This is a genomic window from Conexibacter woesei Iso977N (assembly GCF_000424625.1).
In the GTDB taxonomy this organism is placed as follows: domain Bacteria; phylum Actinomycetota; class Thermoleophilia; order Solirubrobacterales; family Solirubrobacteraceae; genus Baekduia; species Baekduia woesei_A.
The window spans coordinates 701,188-715,564 of the sequence record NZ_AUKG01000001.1 but is presented as its reverse complement, the minus strand read 5'-3'; the positions used below and the strand labels follow the sequence as shown (position 1 = coordinate 715,564).

The window sequence follows — 14,377 nt, the reverse complement described above, 5'->3', positions numbered from 1 at the left end:
GTGATCGGCAACCGTGCCTGACACGCATTCTGACGCATCCCCGACCGTCTCGGTCGTCGTGCCCGCCGCGGGGGACCGCGCGTCGCTGGCGCGCGTCGTCGCGGTCAGCGCCGCGGATCCCGCCACGCTCGAGGTCGTCGTGGTCGACGACACGCCCGCCGGCGACCTGGACGCGCCCGGCGGCGTGCGCGTCGTGCGAGGCCCGCGCCACGGCCCCGCGGGCGCGCGCCAGGCCGGCGCGGAGGCCGCGCGGGGCGACGTCCTGCTCCTGCTCGACGACGACGTCGTGCCCGAGCCGCGGCTCGTCTCCGGCCATCAGGGCCACCACGCCCGTGAGCGCGGGATCGTCGTCGTCGGCGCGACGCCGTTCACCGAGCCGGCCGGCAACGGCCCCGACGACGTCGCCTCCCGGATCCACGCCCAGGAGTACGAGGAGCGCGCGCGGCGCTACCGGTCCGGCCCCGAGGACCCGCTGCCGCACCTGTGGGGCGGCAACGTCTCGCTGCGGCGCGCCGACGCGCTGCGCGTCGGGATCGCCTCCGACGACTTCACCGCGCACTACCACGAGGACCGCGACTTCGGCCTGCGACTGCACGCCGCCGGGCTGCGCGGCGTCTACGACCCGGCGCTGATCGCCCACCACCACTACGAGCGCACGCTGCGTCAGTGGCTGGCCGACGCGCGGGCGCGCGGCGCCGCCGAGGCGGCGCTGCACCGGCTGCACGTCGAGGCGCTCGGGACCGTCCCGGACCCGGGCTACGTCCGCGACCTGCACGCGCCGGCGCGGGCGCTCGTCACGCTCGCCGAGCGCCCGCGCTCGGGGCCCGTGACGCGCGGCGGGCTGGAGCTGCTGGTCCGCCACGGCGGCCGGCTCGGGCTGCTGCGCCCGCAGATGGCGGCGGCCCGGGTCCTGCGGCGCGTCGAGTTGCGCCGCGGTGCCCGGGCCGCCGCCCGCGGCTGACCTACCTGAAGGTCAGCATCTGGTAGCCGAGGATGTCGCCGAGCGCGAACCCGGTCGTGTTCCTGCCCACGGCCAGGACGCCGGCGACCGCCGAGCCCTTGCACCACTGCGGCCTGTCGGCCGGCGGGGTCAGCGTCGCGGTCACGACCTTGCCCTTGGCGGGCTGGGTGACGCGCTGGATGACCGTCTGGCCGCAGCCACCCGCGGTGTAGGTGATCCCGATCTCATACACCTTGCTCGCGGGCAGGGCCTCGGTCGTCTTGAACGACACCGTGACCGGCGAGGTCGCCGTCGGCGTGGCGGGCGTCACGGTCACCGTGACGGGGACCGGCCTGTCGGTCGTCAGCAGCGGGCCCTTGGCCTTCTTGACCCGCTTGAGCGTCTTGCCCTTGATCGTGAACGGCAGCGTGCCCCTGAGCGTCCTGCCCTGCGGCGTGACGATCGTCATCCTGCCGTAGCCCTCGGCCTTGAAGGTCTTGTTGATGTAGGACAACTTGACCGCCGAGCCCGGGAAGGCCGCCATCTTCCACTGATAGCCCCAGGCGTCGCCCTGCTTGCTGGCGGTGTACATCGTCCACCTCTTCGGGGCCGAGACGACCCTCTTGAAGGGGTGCCAGGCCAGGAAGTTCGCGTAGCTGAGCTGCCAGTTCGGCCACGTGTGGATGCCCGCGTGCTTCTGGTAGGTGACGTCGATCCCGGCCCTCTTGGCGTGCGCGACGAAGTCCTCCGACATCGCCGTGAACTCCAGCTCCTCCAGGCGCTTGGACGGGTCCAGCGCCTCGTTGCCGATCGTGTCGCCGTTGCCGGCGTCGATCAGGACGCGCGTGTTCTTGAGGTTGTCGACGAGCGTCGTCGGGTCGTGGGTCAGCGCGTAGAAGCCGTACGGGTCGCCCCAGAGCTGCTTGAAGCGCGAGTAGGGCGTCCACTCCGGGCGGTGCAGCGAGATGACGCCGGAGAACGACGCGGCCGAGCCGAAGTAGCCGGGGCGCTGCGAGGCGAGGTAGAGCGCGCCGTAGCCGCCCATCGACAGCCCGGCGATCGTGTGCTGCGAGCGCTGCGGGCAGATGTTGAAGCGCTTGTTGACGGCCGGCATCACCGTGTTCCAGAACCAGCTCTCCCACGCCGGCCTGCGCGCGGTGTTCGACCACTGGTCGATCCACCAGCTCGGGCCGCCGCCGGGGACGACCGTGATCGCCGGGACGCTGGCCTGGTCGATGTGACCGCCGGTGAACCACTCGATCGAGCCGGGGTGCAGGTCGGAGCCGGTCCCGTGCAGCAGGTACAGGACCGGCGAGCACTTCGACTTGTTGTAGGAGTCGGGAACCACGACGCGCGTGTCGAGGCTGCCGTTGACGAGGTCCAGGGGCGTGAGCGACCCCTTGTTGATCCACTTGCCGGGCGGCGTGTGGATCAGGACGGTGGTGTTGGCCTGTGCGGCCGGAACGCCTACCAGCAGCGCGAGCGCGGCCAGGCACAACGGGATGAAGCGACGCATGGTCCTCCGTGACGGACTGATGGGAGCGGCGCCCGGCGTCCTCCGGATCCGAGCGACCCGGAAGTGAAGCACGATCCGGCTTCCGGACCATCGAACATCCGGCTGTTGTGTCCGCGCAGGCCTCAAGCGGCGCCGTGGCGGCGGCGCAGCTCGATCGCGCCGCGCTGCTGCTCGACGCGGCGCAGCAGGCGCGCGAAGCGCACCGCCGCGGCGGTGTTGCCGGCCGCAGCCGCGGCGCGCAGGCCGGCGGTCAGCGCGGCCGCAACGAGCGCCGCGGCGCGCGGGCGGCGGCAGATCCGGACCAGCGCGGCGACCGGGCCGGGCAGGCCGGTCTCGAAGCGGTCCTCGGGCAGGTCGCCGGCCTCGTCGCCGTGGAGCTGGTGGACGAGCGTCCAGCCCGCGCCCTGGCTGCGCGCGTCCTTGACGAACGACGCCAGCGGGCGGTGGTAGTGGTGGCGGGCGCGCAGGTCGCGGTCGAAGACGCCGGTCAGGCCGTGGCTCAGCAGCCGCAGGCCGAACTCGCGGTCGGGGTGGTAGCGCTCGTCGTAGGCGTCGCTCCCGATCCCGACCTCCAGGACCGTCGCGCGCCGCAGCGAGACGTTGCCGGCCCAGAGGTGGCGCAGGATCAGGCCCGGATCCTCCTCGTAGCTCGCGCAGCGGCCCTCGTAGGCCTCGGTGTAGAGCTGGACGCTGAACGCGTCCGGATCGCCCTGCTGCGCCGGGACCGGCGGCATGTAGCCGAGGACCGCGAGGTCGTCGCGCTGCGCGTGGTGGCGGGCGTGGCCGGCGACCAGGCCCGGCTCGGCCTCGACGTCGTCGTCGAGCAGCAGGACGACGTCGCCGCTCGCGCGCTCGACGCCCGCCTGGCGCGCCGCGCCCTCGCCTGCGTTCTCCTGCCAGACGGGGATCAGCCGCGGGTCGGTGGCGGCCAGCGCCTGCAGCTCCTGGAGCGAGCCGTCGTCGCTGCCGTCGACGACCACGACGATCTCGGTCGCCGCCGGATCGGCCAACAGCGGCGCCAGCACGGTGCGCAGCTGCGCCCGCCGGTTGTACGTGGGCATGACCACGGACACGGTCGGCACCGGAGGCTCCATCGCGGCGGGACCTTAGCGACCATCGGCCGCCGCCGGAAACGGTTGATCCGACCATCTGTCCAGCGATCGACCCGAACGCTGGTCGTGCACGGCCGCTTGCACCGACCAGATGAGGGTGCGTCGCCGCCGTCCCCACCTCGCCACCGCCGTCCCGCTCGCCCTCGCCCTCGCGCTGGTGCCGGCGGCCGGCGCGAACGCCGCCGCCAAGCCGAAGCTGTCGGTGACCGCCAAGGCGGGCAAGAGCGCGATCACCGTGAGCGTGAAGGCCTCGGCCGCCGGCAGGGTCGCGGTCGCGGTCAAGGCGTCCGGGTCGAGCACGATCGCCAGGGGCAGCACGTCGCTCAAGCGCGGCGCGACGCGCACGCTCAGCCTCAAGACCACCAAGTGCAGGGCCTGCAGGCAGGTCAAGGTCGTCGGCACGCTGACCCCGCAGAGCGGCAGGCCGGTCACGAGCACGACGACCGTCACGCTGCCCGCGACGACGACCACGACCACGTCGACCACCGCGACGACGACGACCGCGGCCGCCCCCGCCGCGGCGACCAGGCCCGCGGCGACGACCACGACCACCGCCGCCGCGCCGCCGGCGCCGGCGCCGGCCAGGACGACCACGACGACGTCGACGAGCACCACGACGACGACCGCGCCCGTCCCGCCGGTCTCCGTCGCCTCCGGGACGACGGTCGCGGGCGCCGCGGGCGCCGGAACCAGCGACGCGGTCGCCGCGACGCGCAGCAGGCTCACCTGGGCGCCGCCGAGGCTCGTCAACCCGATCACGATCAACGTCACCACGACGAACCGCTCGCTGAGGCTCGACGCCGGCAAGGACTACATCGTCAGCATGCCCGCGGGCGCGCTGACCGGCGGCTACGGCGTGGTCATCAACGGCGGGCACAACGTCGTGCTGATCGGCGGCGAGATCGACATCCCGTGGCAGGGCGACCCGCCGCCGGTCAACTCGCGCCGCGGCCTGTACCTCCAGAACCAGACGGGCACCGTCCACGTCGAGGGCCTGTGGATCCACGGCGCCGACCTCAGCGAGGGCATCGACCTCGACGAGCGCCTCGGCGCGACCGTCCAGATCCAGGACGTCCGGATCGACGGCGTCCACGCCCGCGACGAGGCCGGCTTCACCGACAACCACCCGGACCTGATCCAGACCTGGGCCGGCCCCAACGTCCTGCGCGTCGACCACCTCTCCGGCAGCAGCGACTACCAGGGCTTCTTCTTCGCGCCGATGCAGTACGGCACGGTCGTGCCGTCCCAGTTCGACCTGCGCAACATCGACATCAGCGCCTCCTACAGGAACGGCCTCCCGTTCGCGGGCGTCCTGCTGTGGCAGTCCACGACGTTCCCGATGAGCGTGAGCAACCTCTACCTCGTGCCCGACCACAGGAAGGGCATGTGGAGCTCGCAGTGGCCGACCCCGGCCGCCTGGGGCCCGGGCGTCATCCAGGGCACGCCGTCCGGCGGGTCCTACGCGACGAGCGCCACGGTCGGCACGGCCTACCGCTCGCCCGGCTACGCGAGCTGAGCCGCGGCGCTCCATAGACTGATGCGCCGATGAGCGACGGCGCGCCAGCAGCGAGCGTCATCGTCCGGTCCAAGGACGAGGAGCAGGCGATCGGCCGCTGCCTGGCGCTGATCCGCGCGCAGACCGTGCCGGTCGAGATCATCCTGGTGGACTCGGGCTCGACCGACCGGACGCTGGAGATCGCGACGCCGCTGGTCGACCGCGTGATCCGGATCGCCCCCGAGGACTTCACGTTCGGCGGCGCGCTGAACACCGGCGCCGCGGCCGCGGCCGCCCCGGTGCACGTCGCGGTGTCCGCCCACTGCTTCCTGGAGCGCGAGGACTGGATCGCCCGCGCGGTGGCCCACTTCGAGGACCCGCGCGTCGCCGGCTGCTGGGGCATCCGCACCACCCCGGACGGCCACGCACTCACCGAGCCGCTGGTCGTCGCGGGCGCCGAGCTGCGGCAGACGCCGCTGTGGGGCTACACCAACCACGCCTCGGCGTGGCGGGCCAGCCGCTGGCGCGAGCAGCCGATCGACGAGCGCCTCGTCGCCTGCGAGGACCGCGACTGGTTCTGGCGCGAGCTGGAGGCGGGCTGGACGTTCGTCGCCGACCCCGACCTGTGGGTCAGCGCCGCGCACCGGCGCCGTGCCGGCGTGCGCGCGCTGTTCCGCCGCACGCGCAAGGAGTCGTTCGCGCTCGCCCAGCTGTCGGGCCAGCACGCGTTCGGCACCCGCGCTGCGCTGCGCGCCTGGTGGTCCGAGCTCCCGCCGGGCAGCCGCCGGCCGCCGCTGGTCCAGCGGCTGAACTACCTGCGCGCGACGGAGATCGCCGGGCGCTGGGCGGGCGAACGCGCCGCGCGACGGTCGCCGCGCTAGACCGTGCCCGCCGGCTCGGGCCGGCCGCGCGCGAGGTTGAGCGTCCTGGCGACGGTGCGCACGTCGCCGCGCCGGACGACACCGAGGATCACGGCGTACACGACGGTCCCGGCCGCGCACGACGCGACGAGGCCGAGGAGCGGCGGGCTGACCGCGTCGGCGACCGCGCGCGCCGCGACCGCGCCGATCAGCGCGGTCAGCAGCGGCCCGGCCATCGGGCGGATCGCCGAGATCTTGACGTGGCGGTCGACGAGCCAGACGTTGCCGACCGTGTAGAACAGCGAGCCGATCAGCATCCCGATGCCCGCGCCCTCGACGCCCATCGACGGGATCAGCGCGGCGGTCCAGGCAATCCAGATCACCGACTGCAGCAGCACCACGACCACGATCCGCCCCACGTCGCCACGCGCCTGCAGGAAGCCCGAGGCCATCGTCGAGATCGGCCCCTGGAACATGAACGCGGCCGCGCCCCACGGCAGCACGTCGATCGCGTCGTCCCAGCGCGCGCCGAACACGGCGTGGACGAGGTCCGGCGCGCTGCCCGCGACCCAGACGGCGGGCAGCCCGAGCAGCACGGCGGTCACGACGAGGATCCGCTCGAGCATCGGCCGCGGGTCCGCCCCCGCCTCCATCGCCCGCGCCATCGCCGGATAGGAAACGCGCCAGAGGCTCTGCAGGAGCAGCAGCATCGTCTGCAGCACGCGGTAGGCCGCCGACCAGATGCCGAGCATCGCGACGCCGCCGACCGCGGCGATCACCATGTTGGTGCCCTGCTCGCGCGCGGCGCCGACGAGGGGGACGGCCTGGAAGCCGATCCCGAAGCGCAGCAGCGGGCGCGTGATCGACGGGTCGCGGATCGGCCGCAGCCAGCCGACGCCGCCGTTGGAGACCAGCAGGAACGAGCCGACCAGTCCCTGCACCGTCGCGGCCGCGGCGACGCCCCAGACGCCCGCCCCCGCGACGACCAGGCCGATCGCGATCGCGTTGTAGACGACGGTCTCGGCGACCTCGGCGCGCGCGGGCAGCGACCAGTCGAGCTTGCGCTCGAGCATCACGATCGTCGGCACGCGCAGCGCGAAGATCGGCAGCGAGGCGGCCATCACGGTCGCGACCCAGGCCGCGCCGCCGAAGATCGCCCCGCAGAGCGCGATCAGCAGCACCAGCGACGACGTCGTCGACAGCTGGAAGCCGAGCGTCGCCTGCAGCTCGCGCCGCGTCGGCATCGCCTCGCGCCGGATCAAGCCCGCCGCCAGGCCGCCGGCCGCGAGCATGTCGCTGACCGACTTGACGGCGAACGCGAACGCCAGCAGGCCGAAGTCGTGCGGGTCGAGCAGGCGCGCGAGGACGATCGTCCCGATCAGGTTGATCGCGCGCACCGCGAGGTTGCGGATGCCGAGGCTGACCGCGCCGCGCACGGCGCGCGTCCGGACCTCGGCGCGGCCCATCTGGCGCTCGGCCGGCTCGGGCGCCTCGACCGGTCGCTGTGCCGCCTCGTCGGTGAGCGGGTCCTCGTTGGGATCGGGTGGGACGTAGACGTCGCTCATCGGGCCAGCTCGCGGGCGACCGCGTCGTAGAGCTCGGCGGGCGCGACGAGCGTGCTCGTCGCCGACTGCCCGTGCGTCGCGACGTAGCCGCTGATCTTGCCGTGGCCGCTGTCGGCGACGACGTGGCGCCGGCCCAGCAGCTCGCAGATGATGTGCGCGTGGAGGCGGTCGGTCGCGACGACGCGCCCGGAGGCGAGCACACGGACGCCCCAGGCCAGCCGCCGGCGCGCCATCCGCATGTAGGCCGCGAGGACCAGCGACTGGTGGCCGGGCGGTGCGATGGCCGGGACGCGGACGAGGACCGAGCCGAGCCGCTGCAGGGCCCACTCACTGCGCCGGAAGGCCGGGTCGTAGCCGTCCTGGCCCGGGACGTTGAGCCAGTCGATCACGCGCACGTCGAGGCCGGCGGGCGGCGCCGGGACGCGCGCCTGCGCCTCGGAGTCGGTGCGGACGAGCGCGACGACGTCGTGGGCCGGCGCGGCCGCGCCGGCGTCGAGGTGGCCGAGCGCGGTCGCGGCGTCCGGGGTCAGCCGCGTGCGCCCCGGGAGCGCCTGCTCGACCGTCGCGCACGACGCCCGGTCGCGGACCATGACGTGCAGGCGCGGATGCGCGGCGAGCAGCGCGAACGAGCGCTCCGCCGCCTCGGCGCTGAGGAACTCGACGCTGATCGGCAAGAAGACGACGGGCCGGTCCGGGAAGTCGGAGACGACGCGCTCGCGCAGCTGATGGTGCGCGGGCCAGCGGTCGCCGAAGTTGCCGCCGCCCTGGACGACGATCACGCCGTCCTCCGGAAGGCAGCGCCGCAGCCCCGCCGCCGAGTAGGACGCGTGGTTGGCGGTGTACTTGATGGTGTTGCCGTTGCGCTGCGCGAGCGCGGCCGCGCCGAGCCAGATCGCCGAGTCGCCGACGTTGGGGTAGAGCGGGAAGTCGAGCAGCGCGATCGGCGTCCCGGGCGCGACGAGGCTGCGGTAGGCCTCGTCCAGCGGCTGGACCGCGAGCGGATCGGGTGCGGCGGAGGTCATCGGTATCCGGGCGAGGTGTAGGAGATGCCCGCGCGCGGGCTCGCGAACAGCGTGCGGGGGGCGTGGCGGATGACCCTCGCGCCGGGCCACCAGGCGGGCGTCGGCCACATCGTCTGGTAGACGGGGCGCGCGCCCGGCGAGGTCAGGCGGACGTCGCGGAGCGTGACGGCGGCAGCGCGGTCGCGCCACAGCAGGTAGGCCGAGGTCCTGGAGCCGACGAGGTCGACGTGGCGCAGGTCGACGCGCGCGGTCGTCCCCTTGGCGAACTGGTCGGGCAGCAGGAAGAAGCCCTGGTAGTCGGTCGCGGCGCTGAGCCGGTCGATGCGCAGGACCTTCGGCCCGGCCCAGGACTGCACGACGTCCGGGTGGGTGTCGCTGAACTTCTTGGTGTCCCGAGCAGTCACGCGATCGACGCGGATGTTCTCCAGCTGCACGGTCGCGCCGAGGCGCTCGTCGAGGTCGATGCCGTCGCCGAGGTCGCCGCTCAGCCGGAGGCCCTCGACGTGGACGGTCCCGGTCTGCCCCGTGAGGAACAACCCGCGCCGCGTCGAGCCGCTGGCGGGCCTGGCGCCCTGCCACGGGACCACGACCTGCCCGCCGCGCACGACGACGTTCCGGCCGCCGGCGATCGTCAGGCCGCCCGCGACCCGGACCGGCGTGCGCGGGAGCACGACGCGGTAGTCGCGCCGGGGATCGAGCTTCAGCTTGGCCCGCGCCGCCGTGACGTGGATCGTCTGCGGCGCGTGCAGGCGCGGCGGCGCCCACGCGAGCGCCGGCCCCCTGCTCGCGGCGTGCGCACCGCCGTCGTCGCCGCCGCCCAGCAGCAGCGCGGCGCCGGCGGCGATCGCCGCGACGGCGACGGCCGTCACCGCCACGAGCGCCCACAGGCGGCGGCCACGGACGACCGTCACGCGTCCGCGGCGACGTCCGCCGCGCGGTTGTGGGCGTTGCGGCTGGCGATGACCAGCGCACCGAGGGCCCAGACGAGGTGGCCCGGGCCGGCCTGGATGAAGTAGGCCTGGATGACCTGCATCGGCATCAGCAGGATCAGCGCCGCCAGCAGCCCCTGGGCCGCGGCGCGCGGCACCCCTTCGGTCTCCCGCATCGTCCGCACGGCCTCACCCCCGAGCGCGATCACGAATCCCAAGTACAACAACAACAACGGGATCCCGCCGCGCAGCAGCAAGGTGATGTACAACGACTCGGTGAAGCGCCAGGTGATCTCCGGCGGGATGTCCGGCCCGTAGCCGGTCACCAACCGCCCGCGAAGTGCTGGGAAGTACTGCTCGGTCCAGATCCCGTAGCGGTAGCTCACGGTCTGCGGGACGAGCACGCTCCCGGACGCCGACGGGTCGCGCTGGAACTGCTGGTCCAGGCGCCCGGTGATCGGCCCGCTGAACAGCAGCGTCGCGCCGAGCACCGCGACGATGAACCACAGCGACACCACGCGCAGCTTGCGACGCCAGAAGGCGACCAGCGCGATCGCGACGAGCACCGACAGGATCGGCCCCATCGTGAACGTCGCCATCAGCGCGGCCGCGCCGATCGCCAGGACGATCCAGGTCGCCGAGCGCCGGCGGACGTCGTTGCGCTCGCTCAGGCACACGGCCGCCGCGATGCAGACGATCAGGAAGAAGTACGCCGAGGCCGGCTGGGCGTGCGAGAACGGCCCGGTCACGCGCGAGACGCCGCCCGCGGCCGCGTCCTCGAAGTTGTCGCCGCCCGAGATCCGGTTGAGCGTCGAGATGACCGGCCCGACCCCCGCGTACTGCAGCAGCGCGATGAACGCCGCGAAGACGCCGCCGCCCAGCAGCCACCACAGGCCGCGGCGCACGAGCGCGGGCGTCGACAGCGAGCTGACGATCGCGCGGTAGAGCAGGAAGAACTGCAGCGGCCCGAGCAGCGTGCCGAGCTGCGTCGAGTTGACGCCCCCGCCGCGCTGGTGCAGGTCCCAGAGGCCGAAGCCGAGCGTGACCAAGGCGTACAGGAACGCGACCCAGTCGAACGCGCGCCAGCGCGGCACGACGCGGCGGTCGGCGCTCAGCAGCACGATCGCGCACAGCCAGCCGATCAGGATCTCGCTGAGCCGCAGGCCCGGGACCGGGATGCCGCGGTTCAGGCCGGCCACGACCGGCACGGCCGCGGCCAGCGCGATCCCGCCGATCCACGGCCGCTCCAGGACCACGAGGCTCCCGGCCACTCCGAGCAGGACCGCGATCGCCGGCAGCACGCCCTGCGTCGCGGCGGCGCCGAGCAGCACCGCGCCCGCGACCAGGACGGCGGTCATCTGGACGCCGGGATGGCGCCAGACGTGGACGACGCCGTCGCGCGCGGGCAGCCCGCGACGACCGGCGCCCTCCGCCGGCATGACCTGCGCCGTGCCGATGGTCGGCGCGGCCGCGCTCATCGCGAGGCGACGTCCTCCGGGTGCGCCTGCTCGGCCGTGGGCTCGCTCCCGCTGTCGGCGGTCCTGGTGTCGCGCGGCAGCCAGCTGACGTGCTCGGCCGCGGCCGCGCGGCGCTGGGCGCGGCCGGCCTTCTTGACCATCAGCACCCACTGCGGCGTCAGGCCGAGGCGCTCGTAGTGGTGGATCGCGGCGACGAGGCGCGAGACCTTCATGCCCTCCTGGGCGACGACGATCCGCGCGCCGCCGGTCTCGGCCGCCTGCAGCGTCTCCAGCTCCTGCGGGCCGTCGCCGCCGAGCACGATCGTCGGCGTCGGCGTGGTGTCGGCCAGCCCGCCGCGCGCGCCGGCGGTCGCGTTCCAGAGCGAGTCGCCCGCGTCGAGCAGCTCGGCGCCCTGCTGGGGACCGGACGGCAGCAGCGCCAGCGGCGCGGCGCGATCGGCGGGATCCGGCTCCGCCTGGCCGGCGAGGCGCTGGACGAGCGCCGCGCGGGCCGAGCCCGAGAGGTCCTTCAGGCGGCTGGCGGGCAGGTGGGCGGCGAGCTCGACGTCGCCGGGCTCGTCGATCCGCGGGTCGGCGCGCTCCCAGGCGATCAGGATGATGATCCCGAGGAAGAGGCCGAAGACGATCGCCAGCGCCAGGCTCGCCGACGGCGAGATCGTCTGCTTCTTCGAGAAGCCCTGGTCGTGGCTGGGCGCGCGGACGACCTTCATCGAGTCGGGCCCGATCGAGGCCGACGTCGGCGCGTTGCCGGTCACCGCGCGGACGGTCAGCGCGGCGCCCTGGACGGCCTTGTCGCCGTCGTCGTCCTTGAAGGTGAGCGTGATCAGCCCGGTGCCGGTGAGGTGCGACGCGCTGATCGCGTCCTCGACGTCGCTGCTGCTCATGCCGAGCCGCCTGCCGACGTAGCTGGTGACGCCCGGGTCCTGCGGGATCAGCGTCGCGTAGGTGCTGGCGAGGTTGATGGCCTCCGACGCGTCGCCGGGGCCCTTCGCGTCCGCGCCGGAGTTGACGAGCAGCAGCGACGAGCTGGTGTAGCTCGAGCTGCGCGCGCCGCTGAGCACGACGGCGGCCGCCGCGCACAGCGCGACGGCGACGACGAGCACCCACGCACGGCGGCGCAGGGCTTTGAGGACACGTATGCGGGGAACGGTCATGAGGTGATGGCCTCCTCGATCGCGGCGTGCTGGGACGCCCAGGTCGCCTGCTGGTGCGTGAGCGCCGGGGCGGTGCTCGCCCGCAGCTCGGCGTGACGCCGGGTCGCTTCGGTGAGGGCGGCGGCCAGAGCCTCCGGCCGTCCCTCGGCGTGTACAGCGTAGGGGAAGGTCGAGCGCAGCACGGGCCATTCGCTGGTCACCAGCGGGCGGCCCGCGTAAACGGCCTCGTACCCGGAGCGCATGACCGACGTCGGATCGGTCGTCAGCGTCATCACGACGTGGGCCTCCCGCAGCTCGCGCCGGTAGTCCTCCGGCGCCAGGAACCCGACGAACGTCACGTTCTCCGGGGCGCCCTCGACCAGCCCGGCGGGCGCGCGGCGCAGGTCGCCGGTGATGCGGACGTCGGCGTCCGGCACCAGCCGGGCCGCCTCGATCACCGCGCCGGCCGGCTCGTCGGGCGCGAAGACGCCGACGTAGAAGACGCGTAGGCGCTCGCCTGCGGCCAGCTCCGGCGCGGGCGTCGCGGTCAGCTCGGCGACCGGCGCCTCGTGGACCTCGGCGGCACGGCCGCCCCAGGCGCGGACCTCGTCGGCCAGCTCGGGCGCCGTCACCAGGACCAGCCGGGCGCGGCGGGCGAGGAAGCGGTGGACGGGCAGCATGACCTTCCAGAGCCCGTCCTTGCGGCCGAACGACGCCGGGTGGCTGTCGAGCAGCACCGGCACGCCCGTCGCGAGCCCGTAGAGCCAGGCGATCAGCCCGACGAAGACCGGCGGGTTCTGGGTGACGACGGCCCGCGGGCGCCGCCAGGCCAGCCACGCGATCGTCCCGAGGCCGTTGAGGACGTAGCGCAGCGGCGCGGTCGCGCGGCCGCGCAGGCCGTAGCCGTCGAAGCGCTGGGCGACGCCGCCGACGCTGGCGGCGATCTCGTCGGCGCGCGGCGTCCGGTCGGTCCAGGCCAGGAACGCGACGCGCGGGCGGCCGCTGGCCGGGGCCTCGTTGACGGCGGCCGCGCTCACGACAGCGTCACCGCCGCCTCGTCGATCGCCGTGCCCGCCGCGACCGCGGCGACCACGGCCTGCACGCGCGCCGTGAACGGCGCGCGGTCCCACTTCAGCGCGTGGGCGCGGATCGCGGCCGGGTCGTAGGCGCCGGGGTCGAACGCGCGCAGCGCGTCCAGCAGCGCGCCGGCCGTCTGCTCGTGGAAGTGCTCGCCGGTCAGCCCCGGGACGACCGTGTGCAGCGCGCCGCCGTCGCCGTAGGCCAGCACCGGGCGGCCGCACGCGGCGACCTCGACGGGGATCAGCCCGAAGTCGTCGCGGCTCGGGAAGATGGTGGCCTTGCAGTTCTGCATGGCCTTGACGACCGCGTCGTCCTCGAGGTGGCCGAGGAACGTCACGTTCGGCGGCGCCTTGGCCTGCAGCTCGGCCATCGCGGGCCCGTCGCCGGCGATGACCAGGCGCTCGCCGGGGAGGTCGCGGAACGCCTCCAGCGCCAGCGTGACGCGCTTGTAGGGCTCGACCAGGCGCCCGCAGATCAACCAGTAGTCCTCGGGCGCGGTGCCGGACGGCGTGAAGTGCGAGCAGTCGACCGGCGCGCCCACGACCAGCGCGCGGCGGCCGTAGAACTCCTCGATCTGCCCGGCCACGTAGGGCGACTGCGTCAGGTAGGTGTGGACGTGCTGCGCGCCCCTGTAGTCGACGCGGCGGTTGTGCGCGGCCATCGCCCGGAACGCCGTCCGCGTGAGCTTCGAGCCGGCGGCCTTCTCGTCCTCGTAGTGCTCGGTCATCGACCACGCGAAGCGCAGCGGGCTGTGGCAGTAGCAGACCTGCGGGGCGTCGTTGCGGGTCTCGAACAGGTGCGCGAACGCGTAGGACGAGCTCAGCACGACGTCGGCGTCGTCGAGCCTGTGGTGGTGGACGACGGCCGGCAGCGCGGGCGCCAGCACGCGGTAGCCGCGCAGCAGCAGCTCGCGCGGCGGCAGGACGCTGGTGAAGCGATCGGCGACGCCCATGCGCGCGGCGACCGAGCGGCGCCCGAGGACGGCGGTCAGCGGCGCGCCCGGGAACGCGGAGGCCAGCTCCTGGGTGACGCGCTCGGCGCCCCCGTAGATCTCCATGAAGTCGTGCGTGATCGCGACGGCGGGCGCCGACGTCATCGCCGCACCGTCCCGGCCGCCGGCGTGGGCCGGCGTGTGGTCGAGCATGTCTTCATTATGGGGAACCGGTTCTCGGGGTCGTTCGCCTCAGGGGCCGTGCTTTCGCCATGACCGCTCGACGCCCAGTCCACTTAGTCGCCTCCCCAGGCGG

Annotated in this window: 12 protein-coding genes; 3 read left to right on the top strand and 9 right to left on the bottom strand. The window is 74.1% G+C overall.

What is annotated here, in order from left to right:
* Positions 1-13: 13 nt before the first annotated feature.
* Positions 14-961: a glycosyltransferase gene (locus H030_RS0103515; protein WP_081690474.1), complete on the top strand. Its 948-nt coding sequence runs from the start codon at positions 14-16 to the stop codon at positions 959-961.
* Position 962: 1 nt separating this feature from the next.
* Here H030_RS0103515 and H030_RS0103510 read toward each other — a convergent pair whose 3' ends face one another.
* Positions 963-2,456 carry an alpha/beta hydrolase gene (locus H030_RS0103510; RefSeq protein ID WP_027005107.1) on the bottom strand — a complete coding sequence of 498 codons (1,494 nt, stop codon included), beginning with the start codon at positions 2,454-2,456 and terminating at the stop codon, positions 963-965.
* Positions 2,457-2,578: 122 nt separating this feature from the next.
* Complete coding sequence (locus H030_RS36220; protein WP_027005106.1) at positions 2,579-3,550, bottom strand: glycosyltransferase family 2 protein; 972 nt, start codon at positions 3,548-3,550, stop codon at positions 2,579-2,581.
* 109 nt (positions 3,551-3,659) lie between these two features.
* Between H030_RS36220 and H030_RS0103500 the strand changes: the two genes are divergently transcribed.
* The gene (locus H030_RS0103500; RefSeq protein ID WP_027005105.1) at positions 3,660-5,084 is read left to right on the top strand and encodes a hypothetical protein; all 1,425 of its coding nucleotides are present in this window, start codon (positions 3,660-3,662) and stop codon (positions 5,082-5,084) included.
* Between the two features lie 29 nt (positions 5,085-5,113).
* Positions 5,114-5,944: a glycosyltransferase gene (locus H030_RS0103495; protein ID WP_027005104.1), complete on the top strand. Its 831-nt coding sequence runs from the start codon at positions 5,114-5,116 to the stop codon at positions 5,942-5,944.
* Here H030_RS0103495 and H030_RS0103490 read toward each other — a convergent pair.
* Genes H030_RS0103490 through H030_RS28940 form a run of 7 tightly spaced genes read right to left on the bottom strand, consistent with a single transcriptional unit; the run spans position 5,941 to position 14,274 of the window.
* Positions 5,941-7,488, bottom strand: coding sequence for an oligosaccharide flippase family protein (locus tag H030_RS0103490; protein ID WP_027005103.1), 1,548 nt, complete (start codon positions 7,486-7,488; stop codon positions 5,941-5,943). The two genes, H030_RS0103495 and H030_RS0103490, sit on opposite strands and share 4 nt — an antisense overlap.
* Entirely contained in the window at positions 7,485-8,510 is a 1,026-nt protein-coding gene (locus H030_RS28950) for a polysaccharide pyruvyl transferase family protein (protein ID WP_051221597.1), read from the bottom strand. The genes H030_RS0103490 and H030_RS28950 overlap by 4 nt, the downstream gene beginning before the upstream one ends.
* Positions 8,507-9,421 carry a hypothetical protein gene (locus H030_RS0103480; protein ID WP_027005102.1) on the bottom strand — a complete coding sequence of 305 codons (915 nt, stop codon included), beginning with the start codon at positions 9,419-9,421 and terminating at the stop codon, positions 8,507-8,509. Before H030_RS0103480 ends, H030_RS28950 begins: the two co-directional genes overlap by 4 nt.
* On the bottom strand, positions 9,418-10,917 hold the full coding sequence (locus H030_RS0103475) for an O-antigen ligase family protein (RefSeq protein ID WP_027005101.1): 1,500 nt from the start codon (positions 10,915-10,917) through the stop codon (positions 9,418-9,420). The genes H030_RS0103480 and H030_RS0103475 overlap by 4 nt, the downstream gene beginning before the upstream one ends.
* Positions 10,914-12,071: a hypothetical protein gene (locus H030_RS0103470; protein ID WP_155891814.1), complete on the bottom strand. Its 1,158-nt coding sequence runs from the start codon at positions 12,069-12,071 to the stop codon at positions 10,914-10,916. Before H030_RS0103470 ends, H030_RS0103475 begins: the two co-directional genes overlap by 4 nt.
* Positions 12,068-13,087, bottom strand: a complete 1,020-nt coding sequence (locus tag H030_RS36215) for a glycosyltransferase (RefSeq protein WP_027005099.1) — start codon at positions 13,085-13,087, stop codon at positions 12,068-12,070. Before H030_RS36215 ends, H030_RS0103470 begins: the two co-directional genes overlap by 4 nt.
* On the bottom strand, positions 13,084-14,274 hold the full coding sequence (locus H030_RS28940; protein WP_051221595.1) for a glycosyltransferase: 1,191 nt from the start codon (positions 14,272-14,274) through the stop codon (positions 13,084-13,086). The genes H030_RS36215 and H030_RS28940 overlap by 4 nt, the downstream gene beginning before the upstream one ends.
* Between the last annotated feature and the right edge of the window lie 103 nt (positions 14,275-14,377).